The following is a 13,151-nucleotide window of genomic DNA, read 5'->3' as shown; positions in this document are numbered from 1 at the left end:
TCGGGTTCCTCAGGCGGCGACGCGCACGCGGGCGGCGGCCAGCTTCTCGGCGTAGTCGATGGCCTCGATCAGGCTCAGCTCGTTGGCGATGCCCTTGCCGGCGATGTCGAAGGCGGTGCCGTGGTCGACGGAGGTGCGGATGATCGGCAGGCCGAGCGTGATGTTGACGCCGCTCAGCGCATCCCAGGTGCCGGTCTCCGGATTGACGTTGAAGCCCAGCAGCTTGACCGGGATGTGGCCCTGGTCGTGGTACATGGCGACCACCGCGTCATACTGGCCGGCGCGCAGCTTGACGAAGATGGTGTCGCCGGGCACCGGCCCGACCACGTCCAGCCCGTCGGCAACGCATTGCTTGATGACCGGCTCTGTCACCTCGATGTCCTGGCGGCCGAACAGCCCGCCTTCGCCGGCATGCGGGTTCAGCGCGGCGATCGCGATGCGGCGGCGCGGCAGACCGAGCCCGGCCAGGGTCTCGTCGGTGCGGTCGATGACGTAGCGCAGCCGTTCCGGCGTCAGCTTCTTCGGCACGTCCTCCAGCGCGATGTGGGTGGTGACGTGGCTGACCCGCATGTTGCCGTGGGCCAGCATCATCACCGAGCCGCGCGCGCCGGTCAGTTCGGCCAGCAGGTCGGTGTGCCCGGCGAAGTGATAGCCGGCCTTGTTCATCGCCTCCTTGTTCAGGGGTGCGGTGACGATGCCGTGGATGCGGCCGGCTTCGGCCAGCCGCACCGCGCGCTCCACCGCCAGATAGGCGAAGCGGCCGCCGTCGATCGACAGCACGCCGGGACGGATCGGCTCGCCCTCCGGTCCGGCCTGGAGGCAGGCCAGCGCCGGCCACTCGCCGTTCACGTCGGTCACTTCGGGGAAGTCGAGGTCGCTGCCCAGCGCATCGCGCGCCGCATGGAGGGCGGGGTTGCTGCCGATGACCAGCAGGCGCAGCGAGCCGTCGGCCAGCCGGTCCTTCAGACGCGCGCAGGCCTTCACGATGATCTCCGGCCCGACGCCGGCCGGATCGCCCATGGTGATGGCCAGATGCGGTGTCATGCTTGTTCTCCCTGATGAAGCGGCGCAGCCAGCGCAAGCAGCCGGCGCAGCAGTGACGGGTCGCCGAACGCGCCCGATTTTGAAATGACGCGGACCCCGTCGAAGCGTCCGCCGCGCAGGATGGAGCAGGGCACCCCCGGCCAGACATGGCCGTCGAGGTCCAGCCGGTCGGCGTCCAGGGCGAGGCAGAGGCCGCGCAGGGTCTCGCCACCGGCCACCAGCAGCGTGCCGGGCGGGTCGAGCCGGCGGACCAGCCGGGCGAATTCCCGTTCGATCCGCTGTGCCGCGTCGCTCCGCGCCAACCCGCCGGGCAGGGCGAGGGTGGCGAGCGCGATGTCGTCGCGGTCCAGCCGCTGGGCCAGCACCGTGGCCGAGGTGGAGCCGCCGTCGGGCAGCGCCAGCACATGCTCCGGACAGGCGTCGATCTGCGCCGTCATCGCCGGATGATTGGTGCCGAACAGGCCGAGGATCGGGAGTGGCAGCCGCAGCGTGTCAGTGTCGGCGACGGCTGCTCCCAACTGCCGGGCCAGCGCACCGGCCAGCCCGCTGCTGCCGCACCACAGCACGCGCTCGTTCAGCGCAAGGCCGGCAGCGGCGACGGCGTCGAGATCGGCATCGGTCTCCGCATCCCACAGGCTGACGCCCGCCGGTACCGCCGCGCCGGGGCAGCAGGGCTGGACCGCAAAGCCTTCCTGCTCCAGATCGGCGCGCAGGTCGCTGGCCACGGGCGTCCAGCTCCGGGCGTCATCGCCGCGGGCAAGCTGGATGCCGCCGCGCGTGATGCGCCCCTGATAGGGGAAGGCGGGGGCAACGATGACATGATCGGGGGCTGTGGCCGCGATCCAGGCGGCGATCTCCGCCCCGGCATGGCCGCGCAACAGGCTGTCGAGCTTGGCGTAATGCAGCGAGCCGGGGCTGCGCGGCAGGCCGGCGGCGATGGAAGCGACCCGGCGGCGGGCCTCGTCCCGTGTCGCCTCACGCGTGCCGCTGTCGAAAGCGAGTTCTGTCGGCAGCGTGGGATAGGGCAGGCTCTGCCAGTACACAGGGATCGGACCGGTGACCGCGGCGAACTGCGCGGCGGTGTCGAGCGCCCCGGTCAGGTCGTCGGCGATCAGGCACGGATGCGGCGTTGCCGATGATCCGGCCGCCGTCTGGATGCCCTGTGGCGATCCGTCCTGTGGAACCATGCTGTCCATGGGTGGTCCCCATCCTTGTGAGCGGCGGCCCTCGCATTGCGATGGTCAGCTGCCGGGCGCTCCCGCCGCCCTCGACGATGACCCACTCCATCATAGCGCTGCGGAGATGTCAATATGTTGTAATGTTGTTGAGGGCAAAAATAGGGGATGCGGCGGGGTAGCAGGGCAATACATGTTTACATGTTGCGCCAAGAGGCCAGGGACGTGCCGGACCGCACGCGCCAGCGACAGCTGGGCGGTGCGGTTCTCCAGAAAAGCAATTGCAGGTCAGCGATTTACAGCGAGAGGTCCAGCGCCCGCCCTTCGAACACACGGTCACGCGACCCTTCCAGATGCTTGCGCATCCGCTGGCGTGCGGTTTCGCCGTCCCGGTGCCGGATGGCGTCGAAGATGCCGCGGTGTTCGTCATACACGCCGGTCAGGCCGGAGCTCGGACCCATCAGCGACACGCCATGGAACTTCATGCCGACGGAGATGTGATCCTTCAGCGCCTGCATCGACGACATGTAATAATGGTTGTTCGTCGCCTCGGCGATGGCGGTGTGGAAGGCGTAGTCGGCATCCTCGCGGTGCCGGTGGGCGCGGGTCGCATCGTCCATCAGGCTCAAGGCCGCGGCGATGCGGTCGAGTGCCGCGTCGTTCCAGCGCAAGGCGGCGTGATAGGCGTGGTCCGGCTCGATGGTCAGGCGGAACTCGTAGCAGCGCTGGATGTCGGCAATCGTCTCCACCGGCGCATAGCCAAGCACCGGCTGGCTTTCCTCCGCCGCCACCCGGACGAAGCTGCCGGCGCCCTGGCGGGAATAGATCAGCCCGTCGTTGCGCAGCCGCTTCAATGCCTCCCGCACCACCGGGCGCGACACCTGGAAGCGGGCGGCAAGGTCGTTCTCGCCGGGCAGACGCTCGTCAGGCTTGAAATCGCCGGCGCTGATCTGGGCCAGCAGCAGCTGGTAGATCCGCGTGACCAGCGGCGTCTGGCGGGTGCGGATCAGCGGCGTGCCCTCCCCGCCATCCGACACCGCAACGGTCATCGCGCCGTGTTCACTCGACTCCATCCTGTCGCTCCCCATCCGCCGCCTGTGTGCTGTCAGCTATTTGTAAACATGTAATAGCCAACTTGCCAGCTTTTAGGGAGCGGTTTGAGACTCAGCCCTGCGGTTCGGCCAGGAACATCCGGTAGGCCGGGTTGCCGGTCTCGTCCCAACAGGGATAGCCAAGCTCGTCCAGGCAGCGCCGGAACCGCGTCCGGTCTTTCTCCGGCACCTGGATGCCGGCCAGCACGCGGCCATAGTCGGCGCCGTGGTTGCGGTAATGGAACAGCGAGATGTTCCACTCCTGCGCCAGCCCGTTCAGGAACTTCAGCAGGGCACCCGGCCGTTCCGGGAACTGGAAGCGGTAGAGCAGTTCGTCCTTCAACCCGCGCACCCGGCCGCCGACCATGTAGCGGACATGGAGCTTCGCCATCTCGTTGTCGCTCATGTCCAGAACCGGGCAGTCCAGGCCGCGCAGCAGGTCGATGATCAGGCGTTTTTCCGCATCGCCCTCGGTCAGCTGGACGCCGACGAAGATCTGTGCCTCGCGGTCGTCGGCATAGCGGTAGTTGAACTCGGTGATCGACCGCTTGCCGAGCGCCTGGATGAATTGCCGGTAGGCGCCGGGCCGTTCCGGAATGGTGACGGCCAGCAGAGCCTCGCGCCGCTCGCCGATCTCCGCCCGTTCGGCGATGTGGCGCAGCCGGTCGAAGTTCATGTTGGCGCCGCTGCCGATGGCCACCAGTCCCTTGCCCTGGAGCCCTTCGCGCTCGGCGTATTTCTTCAGGCCGGCCAGCCCGACCGCACCCGACGGTTCGGTGATGGCGCGGGTATCCTCGAAGATGTCCTTGACGGCAGCGCAGATCTCGTCGGTGTTGACGGTGATGACCTCGTCCAGCAGCTCGCTGCACAGCCGGAAGGTTTCGCTGCCGACCTGACGGACGGCGACGCCGTCGGCGAACAGCCCGACCTGATCCAACTGCACGCGCTTTCCGGCCGCGATGGCGGCGCCCATGCTGGCCGCGTCGTCGGGCTCGACGCCGATCACCTTCACGTCCGGGCGCAGGAACTTGACGTAAGCCGCGATCCCGGCGGCCAGCCCGCCGCCGCCGATCTGCACGAAGATGGCATCCAGCGGGTGCGGATGCTGACGCAGGATTTCCATGCCGACGGTGCCCTGGCCGGCGATCACGTCGGGATCGTCATAGGGGTGGATGAAGGTCAGACCCTTGTCGGCCTCGATCTGGCGGGCGTGGAGATAGGCGTCGTCGAAGACGTCGCCATGCAGCACGACCTTGCCGCCGCGGCTCTTGACCGCCTGGACCTTGATGGCCGGCGTCGTCCGCGGCATGACGATCACCGCCTTGATGCTGAGCTTCTGCGCCGACAGCGCCACGCCCTGGGCATGGTTGCCGGCCGATGCGCACACCACCCCGCGCTCCCGCGCTTCCGGCGGAAGACCGACCATCTTGTTGTAGGCGCCGCGCAGCTTGAAGGAGAAGACGGGTTGCAGATCCTCGCGCTTCAGCAGGGCTGTGTTGTTCAGGCGCTGCGAGAGCCGCGGCATCGGGTCGAGCGGGCTTTCGATCGCCACGTCATAGACGCGCGCGGTGAGAATTTTGCGGACATACTCGTGCATGAACATCGGCCTTCCTGAACAAGACGCGGACACCATAGCAAAGCCGCGGCAATGCCGCCGCCTTTTGACGCTATGGTGCCTGCACCGCGCGGAAGGCGAGGGGCACGGCAACGCGCATCACCTCGATGAAGCGGCGCAGGCGGGCCGGCTGGTGGCGGGCGGGATGATAGACCAGGCTGACGGGCAGGGTGGGCGCCTGCCAGTCCGGCGCCAGCTGCACCAGCCGGCCCGCCGCCAGATCGTCCACCAGCGCCCATTGCGAGGCGATGGCCGCCCCCAGCCCGAGGAGGGCCGCGTTGCGGATCGCCTGCAACCCGTCGGTGGACAGCCGCGGCCGGATTGGGAAGCTGACCGTCTCGCCGGTCCCGGCATGGGTCAGCGTCACCTCGCCCCGGTAGAAGGTGCGCAGCGCCAGCCAGGGCAGATCCGCCAGCTCGTCCGGATGCTGCGGCACCGGCCGCCCGCCAAGCAGGGTGGGGGAGGCGACGGCGATCCGCGGCACCTCCGCCAGCCGCAGGGCGACCACCGACGGGTCTGAGATCTCGCCGACCCGGATGGCGCAGTCGATGCCCTCGGCGATGAAGTCCGGCATGCGGTCGTGCAGGAGCCACTCCACCGTCATCCGCGGATAGCGGCGCAGATAGTCCGCCACCGGCCCGATCAGCTGCTGCTGCCCGAAGGCATGCGGCGCCAGCACCCGCAAATGTCCGGTCGGCTGGTCGTCTGCCCCCCGGACATCGCTTTCCAGCATCTGCCAGCCGGCCAGCAGATCCTTGGCCCGCTCGTAACAGAGGGTGCCGTCCTCCGTCAGGTTCATCCGGTGGGTGGAGCGGTGCAGCAGCCGGACGCCAAGCGTCCGCTCAAGCAGTTGCAGGCGGCGGCTGACCGTTGGCTGGGTGCTGCCCAGCTGTGCGGCCGCGGCCGACAGGTTCCCCGCCTCCACGATGCGGACGAAGGTCTCCAGCAGGGCGATGCGGTCGCTGCCGATTGTCGAGAGGTCGTTGCTCATACGTGATGCGTATAGCAAATCTACACCCGGTCCGGCTACCGCCCCCTTCGATCCGCAGTCATATTCCCCTTCAACCAAGCCACTGTTTGCCCTTGAGGGGATCGAACGATGACAACCATTCAAACCGCGCATGCAACGCCGCTGGCAAGTGCGATGCCCCTGGCACCCGCGCATGACAGCGGGATGAGCCGGCCGCTGGTGTTCCTGATGGCCGCGGGTGCCGGTCTGGCGGCGGCGACGCTCTATTACAGCCAGCCGATGCTGGGCGTGCTCGGCACCGACATCGGGGCGGCGGACCGGACGGTCGGCTGGGTGCCGACGCTGACCCAGCTGGGATATGCCTTCGGCATCCTGCTGCTGGCCCCGCTGGGCGACCGCTTCGACCGTCGCCGGATCATCCTGGCGAAGGTGTCGGTGCTGGTCGCGGCCCTGCTGGCGGCGGGCTTCGCACCGTCCATCGGCGGATTGCTAGCGGCGAGCCTGGTGATGGGGCTTTCGGCGACGCTGGCGCAGGACATCGTTCCCGCCGCCGCGACGCTGGCCCCGGCGGAGCATCGCGGCCGGGTGGTCGGCACGGTGATGACCGGCCTGTTGCTGGGCATCCTGCTCTCTCGGGTGGTCAGCGGTGTCATCGCCGAGCAGTTCGGCTGGCGCGCCGTGTTCGTCGCCGCCGCCGGCAGCATCGCCCTGCTGGGTGCCGCACTGTGGCGTGGGCTGCCGCGCTTTGCGCCGACGACCGATCTCGGCTATGGCGAATTGCTGGGGTCGCTGGTCACGCTGTGGGCCCGTCATCCCGGCCTGCGCCGGGCGGCGATGGCGCAGGGGCTGCTGTCGCTGGGCTTCAGCGCCTTCTGGTCGACCCTGGCGGTGATGCTGCATGGCGCGCCGTTCCATCTGGGGGCCGCCGCGGCGGGCGCCTTCGGTCTGGCCGGTGCGGCCGGTGCGCTGGTGGCGCCGATTGCCGGCCGCATCGCCGACAGCCGCGGTCCGGCGCTGATGACCCGGCTGGGTGCCGGTCTGGCCGTGCTGTCCTTCGCCGCCATGGCACTGTCGCCGCTGCTGCCCGAGGGTGGCCGCCTGTGGCTGCTGGTGGCGAGCGCCGTCGGCTTCGACCTGGGCGTCCAAGCCTCGCTGATCGCCCACCAGACCATCGTCTACGGCATCGACCCGGCCGCCCGCAGCCGCCTGAACGCGGTGCTGATGGTCGGCATGTTCATCGGCATGGCGGCCGGCGCCACGCTGGGCAGCCAGGCCCTGGCCGCCTGGGGCTGGAACGGCGTTGTCGCCGTCGCCACCGCCGCCTCGGCCGCAGCATTGGCCCTGCGGCTCCTCACCCGGTCGGACCGCTGAACCAGCCGTTTTCCAGGAAGACCGCAAGTCCCTTGGAGCCATGCCGCAACGCATGGCTCCGGGGGGCATTTTGTTGCGATTTCGTCGAGTGCCGGACCCAAGGAGCATGGATCCGCCCCCAATTGGCCGTCGCCCTCATCGCCTGCCGGGAATACGCTGAGCGATCCCGCATTCTGGAATGGGGGGCGACATGGCTGACGTGGACAAGGCATTCGCAGGGGCGATCCCCGCACTTTATGACCGTTATCTCGGCCCCCTCCTGTTCGAGCCCTATGCCAGCGATATGGCACGGCGGCTTGCGGGGATGGAGGGGCGGATTCTGGAGACGGCGGCCGGAACCGGAATCGTGACGCGCGCCCTGGTCCAGACCCTGCCGGCAAGCGTCGAACTCGTTGCGACGGACCTCAATCAGCCGATGCTCGACCATGCGGCGCAGAAACTGGATGCGTCGCAGGTGATATGGCGGCAGGCGAACGCCCTGAGCCTGCCCTTCGAGAGCGACAGCTTCGATGCGCTCGTCTGCCAGTTCGGCGTGATGTTCTTCCCCGACAAGCCCGCGGGGTTCGCCGAAGCACGCCGGGTGCTGAAGCCGGGAGGCCGCTTCCTGTTCAGCGTGTGGGACCGGATCGAGGACAACGAAATCGCTGCGGTCGTCAGCGCCGCCGTCGCCGCGGCCTTTCCCGACGATCCTCCCGGCTTCATGGCGCGGACGCCGCACGGCTACCACGACACCGGGCGGGTCCGCGACGACCTCCAAAAAGCCGGCTTCACCGACATCGGGATCGAGACCGTGACCCTGCGCAGCCGGGCGGCGACGGCAGCCGATCCGGCGACCGGCTTTTGCCAGGGAACGCCCATGCGCCTGGAGATCGAGGCGCGGGATGCAAGCCGTCTCGACGAGGTGACGGACCTCGCCGCCCAGGCCATCGCCCGGCATTTCGCCGACGGACCCATCGACGGCAGAATTCAGGCCCATGTGATAACGGCGGTGGCCTGAGCCGGCGGTAGGACCGTCAGCGCCGGACCGCCACGACCTTGCCCGGGTTCATCACTCCCAGCGGGTCGAACAGCTGCTTGATGCCCTGCATCAGCGCCATCTCCGCCGGTCCCTTGAAGGCGGCGAGCGCGTCGCGCATGCTCTGGCCGATGCCATGCTCGGCGCTGATGGTGCCGCCGAGCGCGATTGCCTGTTCATGGACCGCGGAACTGATCGCCTGGGCGATGCGGTCCAGCGGTTCGCCCGTTGCGCGGAGGTTCTCCGGCAGGATGGCGACCAGATGGATGTTGCCGTCGCCGATATGCCCCACCGCCACCACGCGGGCATCCGGCCGCACCCTCTCGATGGCCATGGTGGCGCGGGAGACGAAGTCGGGGATGCGGGCGACCGGCACCGCGGTGTCGTGGCCGACGACGATGCCGCTCTTGCGGTTGGCCTCCGACACGCTGTGGCGCAGCATCCACATCGCATTCGCCTGGGCCTGGCTGCGGGCCACCGCCGCATCGGCGATGCGTTCATCCTCCAGCCCGGTTGCCAGCAGATCCTCCAGCCGGGCGGCGAGATCCAGCCCCTGCATCGGATCGGTGACCTCGACCAGCAGATACCACGGCATGACGGTGTCGAGCGGCCGGGCCGTACCCGGCACATGCGCTAGCACCGAGGCCATCTGCGTCTCCGACAGGATTTCCGCCGTGGTCACCCGGTCGCCCAGCGCACCGCGCAATTGGGCGAACACCTGCAAGGCCGCGTCCAGCGAGGGCAGGGCGAGGAAGCCGGTGGCAACGCTCTGCGGGCGGGGAAAAAGCTTCAACGTCGCCGCGGTGACAATGCCCAGCGTGCCTTCCGCCCCGATGAACAGGTGCTTCAGGGCATAGCCGGTGTTGTCCTTGCGCAGCGCCCGCAGCCCGTTCCACAGCGTGCCGTCGGGCAGCACCACCTCCAGCCCCAGCACGAGGTCGCGCATCGGGCCGTAGCGCAGAACGGCGGTGCCGCCGGCGTTGGTGGCGATGGTGCCGCCGATCTGGCAGCTGCCCTCGCTGCCCAGGCTCATCGGGAACAGCCGCCCGGCCTCCTCGGCGGCGGCCTGGACCGTGGCCAGGGTGCAGCCGGCCTCCACCGTCAGGCTGTCGCCGATGGGATCGACCTCGCGGATGCGGTTGAGGCGCGACAGGCAGAGGACGAGGCTCCGTCCGCTGCCGTCGGGAATGGCGCCGCCGACGACGCCAGTGTTGCCGCCCTGGGGAACCAGCGGCGTGCCAGTCTCTGCGCACAGCCGGACGATGGACGCGACCTGCGCCGCATCGGCCGGACGGACGACGGCCAGCGCCGCACCGCGGTAGCGCCCGCGCCAGTCTGCCAGGAAGGGTGCCGTGTCGACCGGCTCGACCAGCACATGGGCGGGTCCCAGGATCGCCCGCGCCCGCTCAACCACATCCCTGCCGGACATGCCCGTCACAGCCCGAGATATGCTGTTTTGATTCGCGGGTCGGCCAGCAGGGTCTGGGCCGAGTCCTCCATCACCACCCGCCCGGTCTCCAGCACATAGGCGCGGTCGGCCAGACGCAGGGCCAGATCCACCCGCTGTTCGACCAGCAGGATGGTGATGCCGGTGCCATGCAGGTTCCTGATGGTGTCGGCCAGCGTGTCGACGATGATCGGTGCCAGCCCCAGCGTCGGTTCGTCCAGCATCAGGCATTTCGGGTTCGCCATCAGGCCGCGGCCGAAGGCCACCAGCTGCTGCTGCCCGCCGCTCATCGTGCCGGCCTTCTGGGTGCGGCGTTCGGCCAGGATGGGGAACAGCTCGTAGACCCAGCGCAGCCGCTCGGCGAAGCCCATGCTGCCAGGCCGGCCGCGGAGCGCGCCCAGCTCCAGATGCTCCAGCACCGTCATCTCGGGGAAAAGCTGGCGGCCCTCCGGCACATGGACCAGCCCGCGCTCGATCACCTGATGCGGCGCCAGACGGTCGATGCGCTCGCCGTCGAAGGTGATCGTCCCGCCGCTCGGCCGCAGCAGGGCGGAGATCGCCTTCAGCGTCGTCGTCTTGCCGGCACCGTTGGAGCCGACCAGCGTCACCAGTTCCCCGTCCTCGACGGTCAGGGAGACGTTGTGGACCGCCTCGCGGTGGCCGTAGCGGACCTTCAGACCTTCGACCTTAAGCATCGACCGGCTCCCGTCCCAGATACACGCGGATCACTTCCGGATCGTTCAGCACCTTGGCCGGCGGTCCCTCGGCGATCTTCACCCCATGGTCCAGCACGACCAGCCGGTCGCAGACGCTGGCGACCACCCGCATGTGATGCTCCACCAGCAGAACGGTGACGCCGCGGGCGCGGATGCGGCGGATCATCTCGACCAGCCGCTGGCCCTCCTCCGGGTTCATGCCGGCGGCCGGCTCGTCGAGCAGGAGCAGGCGCGGCTCGGCGGCCAGCGCGATGGCGATCTCCAGCCGGCGCTGCTCGCCGTAGGACATGGCGTCGGCCAGCGTGTCGGCGCGGTGGTCGAGATCGCAGAAGGCCAGGATCTCCAGCGCCTTGCGCCGCAGCTCCGCCTCTTCCCGCCGGTAGGCGGGGCTGCGCAGGATGGCGGCCCCCCAGCCGGCCCGCGTCGTGCGGTAGGCGGCGCTGCGCACATTGTCGAGCGCCGTCAGGCTGGGGAACAGGCTGGTGATCTGGAAGGTGCGCGACACGCCGCGCTGGCCCATGACGTGCGACGGCGCGCCGGTGCAGTCGGTGCCTGCGAAGCGGATGCTGCCGGATGAGGGCGGCAGCGAGCCGCCCAGCATGTTGAACAGCGTCGTCTTGCCGGCGCCGTTCGGCCCGATCAACCCGACCACCTCGCCGGCCTGAACCGTCATGGTGACGTCGCGCACCGCGGTCAGGCCGCCGAAGATGCGGGTCAGGTTGCTGACGGCGAGGATTTCGCCTGCGTTGGCAGCTGCGTTCATTTCGCACCTCCCTCGGTGCTGGGCAAGCCGGTGGGCGTGGCCGGCAAGTTGTTCTCCGACTTGTGGGCGTTACGCCAGCGCTGCCACAGGCTGATCAGCCCGCCCGGCAGGAAGACGACGGTGCCGGTCAGCAGGGCCGCGAAGATGACCATCCGCAGCGGGCCGGCGACGCGCAGCGATTCCAGGAGGCCGATATAGACCAGCGCCCCCAGGATCGGCCCCAGGATGGTGCCGCGCCCGCCGATGATGACGACGATGATCAAGGCGGCAACATTGTGAACGCCCATGATGTCGGGGGTGATGACCCGGATGTAGTGGGCGTAGATGGCGCCGCCGATGCCGGCGATGGCGGTGGCGGCGACGAAGCCCATCAGCTTGGTGTGGAAGACGTTGATGCCGAGCGAGGCGGCGAGCGGCGCATTCTCGCGCACCGCCAGGAAGGCGCGGCCGGTGCGGCTGCTCACCAGCGCATGGCAGAGATAGGCGGTCGCCAGCACCAGCGCCAGCACCAGATAATAGGTCGGGCGGGCGCTGTCGAAGGCCAGCGGACCGATTGCCATCGGCGGGATGTCGGTGATGCCCATGGGCCCGCGCGTCAGATCGACCCAATGGTTGGTGATGGTGAACAGGATGGCGCCGAAGCCCAGCGTCAGGATGGCGAACTGCGGCCCGACCACGCGCAGCGCGGCATAGCCGATGACCAGACCGAAGCCAGCCGCGACCAGCCCGGCCAGCGGCAGGCCCAGCAGCGGCGGCAGGCCGAGTTGCGTGGACAGGATCGCCGAGGTGTAGGCGCCGACGCCGACGAAGGCGGCATGGCCGAAGGTGAGTTCGCCGAGATAGCCGATGACGATGTTGAGGCTGAGCGCGAGCAGCGCATACAGCATCCACAGAACCAGCAGATGTTCCAGATAGGCGTTGCCGGCCAGGAAGGGCAGGACGGCCAGGGCGGCGACGCCGCCGGCAATCGCCAGGGGCTGGCCCAGGGATTGCCCGTGAGAGTTGGTGTTCATCGCAGACCCCGCGCCGTGCTGAACAGGCCGTTGGGGCGCCACAGCAGGACCGCGATGATCATCGCGTAGCCGATCGCCTCCATGAAGCCGAGGGAGATGTAGCCGCCGCCCAGCGATTCGATGACGCCGAGCAGCAGGCCGGCGAAGAGGGCGCCGGTGACGCTGCCCAGGCCGCCCATGATGACGACGATGAAGCCCTTCAGGACCGCCCAGTTGCCGATGGTCGGGAAGATCATCACGGTGGGGCCGACCAGGGCGCCCGACAGCGCCGCCAGCCCGCAGGCCAGCGCGAAGGTGTAGGTGTGGACCAGCCCGATGTTGATGCCGGTCAGCGCCGCGCCGTCCGGGTTCTGCGCCGTCGCCCGCATCATCTTGCCGAAGCGCGAATAGCGGATGAACAGATAGACCGCGATCAGCGCCACCACCGCGGCGGCGAAGACCAGCACGCGCTGCTGGGTCAGCGTCACCGTGCCGATGTCCAGCACTTCGTCGGCGAAGGGGCTCTCGACATATTTCGGATCGGCGCCGAACAGCAGCTCGCCGCCGTTGGCGATCAGCAGCGCGAGGCCCAAGCTGGACAGCAGGATGGTGAATTCATGGTCGCGGCGCAGCGGCCAGAAGATCAGCTTGTTGGCGGCGACACCGAGCCCCGCCACAACCACGGCCGAGATCGCCGCCGCCGCGATGTAGTCGAGCCCGAACAGGGTGCCGACGAAATAGGTGATGTAGGCGCCGAGCATGTAGAACTCGCCATGGGCGAAATTCACGATGCGCAGCACCCCGAAGACCAGCGTCAGCCCGGTGGCGATGAGCACATAGGCCATCCCGTTGACCAGGCCGTTCGCGATCTGCTGGGCGAAGACGGTGAAATCCATGTCGAATCTTCCTGTCGGGGGTCTCCCTCTCCCATGTCGGGAGAGGGATTCTCACC

At 68.9% G+C, this 13,151-nt stretch carries 12 protein-coding genes; 2 read left to right on the top strand and 10 right to left on the bottom strand.

From position 1 onward, the window contains the following. Positions 1-9 precede the first annotated feature (9 nt). From pdxA to TSH64_RS21805, 5 genes are all read right to left on the bottom strand, one after another. Entirely contained in the window at positions 10-1,044 is a 1,035-nt protein-coding gene (gene pdxA, locus TSH64_RS21825) for a 4-hydroxythreonine-4-phosphate dehydrogenase PdxA (protein ID WP_109448201.1), read from the bottom strand. Next, positions 1,041-2,240 carry a four-carbon acid sugar kinase family protein gene (locus tag TSH64_RS21820; RefSeq protein ID WP_247873082.1) on the bottom strand — a complete coding sequence of 400 codons (1,200 nt, stop codon included), beginning with the start codon at positions 2,238-2,240 and terminating at the stop codon, positions 1,041-1,043. Before TSH64_RS21820 ends, pdxA begins: the two co-directional genes overlap by 4 nt. 275 nt (positions 2,241-2,515) lie before the next feature. After that, positions 2,516-3,292, bottom strand: coding sequence for a FadR/GntR family transcriptional regulator (locus TSH64_RS21815; RefSeq protein WP_109448199.1), 777 nt, complete (start codon positions 3,290-3,292; stop codon positions 2,516-2,518). Between the two features lie 91 nt (positions 3,293-3,383). Beyond that, on the bottom strand, positions 3,384-4,907 hold the full coding sequence (gene ilvA / locus TSH64_RS21810) for a threonine ammonia-lyase, biosynthetic (protein WP_109452920.1): 1,524 nt from the start codon (positions 4,905-4,907) through the stop codon (positions 3,384-3,386). 70 nt (positions 4,908-4,977) lie between these two features. Then, on the bottom strand, positions 4,978-5,916 hold the full coding sequence (locus TSH64_RS21805) for a LysR family transcriptional regulator (protein ID WP_109448197.1): 939 nt from the start codon (positions 5,914-5,916) through the stop codon (positions 4,978-4,980). Positions 5,917-6,069: 153 nt separating this feature from the next. Here TSH64_RS21805 and TSH64_RS21800 point away from each other — a divergent pair, with 153 nt between their 5' ends. Further along, entirely contained in the window at positions 6,070-7,266 is a 1,197-nt protein-coding gene (locus tag TSH64_RS21800; protein ID WP_247873081.1) for an MFS transporter, read from the top strand. A gap of 190 nt (positions 7,267-7,456) precedes the next feature. Next, positions 7,457-8,263, top strand: a complete 807-nt coding sequence (locus tag TSH64_RS21795) for a methyltransferase domain-containing protein (RefSeq protein ID WP_109452918.1) — start codon at positions 7,457-7,459, stop codon at positions 8,261-8,263. A 16-nt stretch (positions 8,264-8,279) separates the two neighbouring features. Here the strand turns inward: TSH64_RS21795 and TSH64_RS21790 are convergent, their stop codons facing one another. The 5 genes from TSH64_RS21790 to TSH64_RS21770 are packed head-to-tail and all read right to left on the bottom strand — an operon-like array spanning position 8,280 to position 13,095. Continuing rightward, positions 8,280-9,710 (bottom strand): FAD-binding oxidoreductase, encoded by a 1,431-nt coding sequence (locus tag TSH64_RS21790; protein WP_109448193.1) that lies wholly within the window; start codon positions 9,708-9,710, stop codon positions 8,280-8,282. 5 nt (positions 9,711-9,715) lie between these two features. After that, positions 9,716-10,423, bottom strand: coding sequence for an ABC transporter ATP-binding protein (locus tag TSH64_RS21785; RefSeq protein WP_098736498.1), 708 nt, complete (start codon positions 10,421-10,423; stop codon positions 9,716-9,718). Then, positions 10,416-11,207 carry an ABC transporter ATP-binding protein gene (locus TSH64_RS21780; protein WP_109448191.1) on the bottom strand — a complete coding sequence of 264 codons (792 nt, stop codon included), beginning with the start codon at positions 11,205-11,207 and terminating at the stop codon, positions 10,416-10,418. Before TSH64_RS21780 ends, TSH64_RS21785 begins: the two co-directional genes overlap by 8 nt. Then, a complete protein-coding gene (locus TSH64_RS21775; protein WP_109448189.1) occupies positions 11,204-12,220 on the bottom strand; it encodes a branched-chain amino acid ABC transporter permease in 1,017 nt (338 codons plus the stop codon). Before TSH64_RS21775 ends, TSH64_RS21780 begins: the two co-directional genes overlap by 4 nt. Next, positions 12,217-13,095, bottom strand: coding sequence for a branched-chain amino acid ABC transporter permease (locus tag TSH64_RS21770; RefSeq protein ID WP_109050985.1), 879 nt, complete (start codon positions 13,093-13,095; stop codon positions 12,217-12,219). The genes TSH64_RS21775 and TSH64_RS21770 overlap by 4 nt, the downstream gene beginning before the upstream one ends. Positions 13,096-13,151 lie beyond the last annotated feature (56 nt).

Origin of the sequence: Azospirillum sp. TSH64, from assembly GCF_003116035.1 — a bacterium.
In the GTDB taxonomy this organism is placed as follows: Bacteria; Pseudomonadota; Alphaproteobacteria; order Azospirillales; family Azospirillaceae; genus Azospirillum.
Note: the sequence above shows the minus strand (reverse complement) of the source record. Positions and strands in the feature narration are given on the sequence as shown.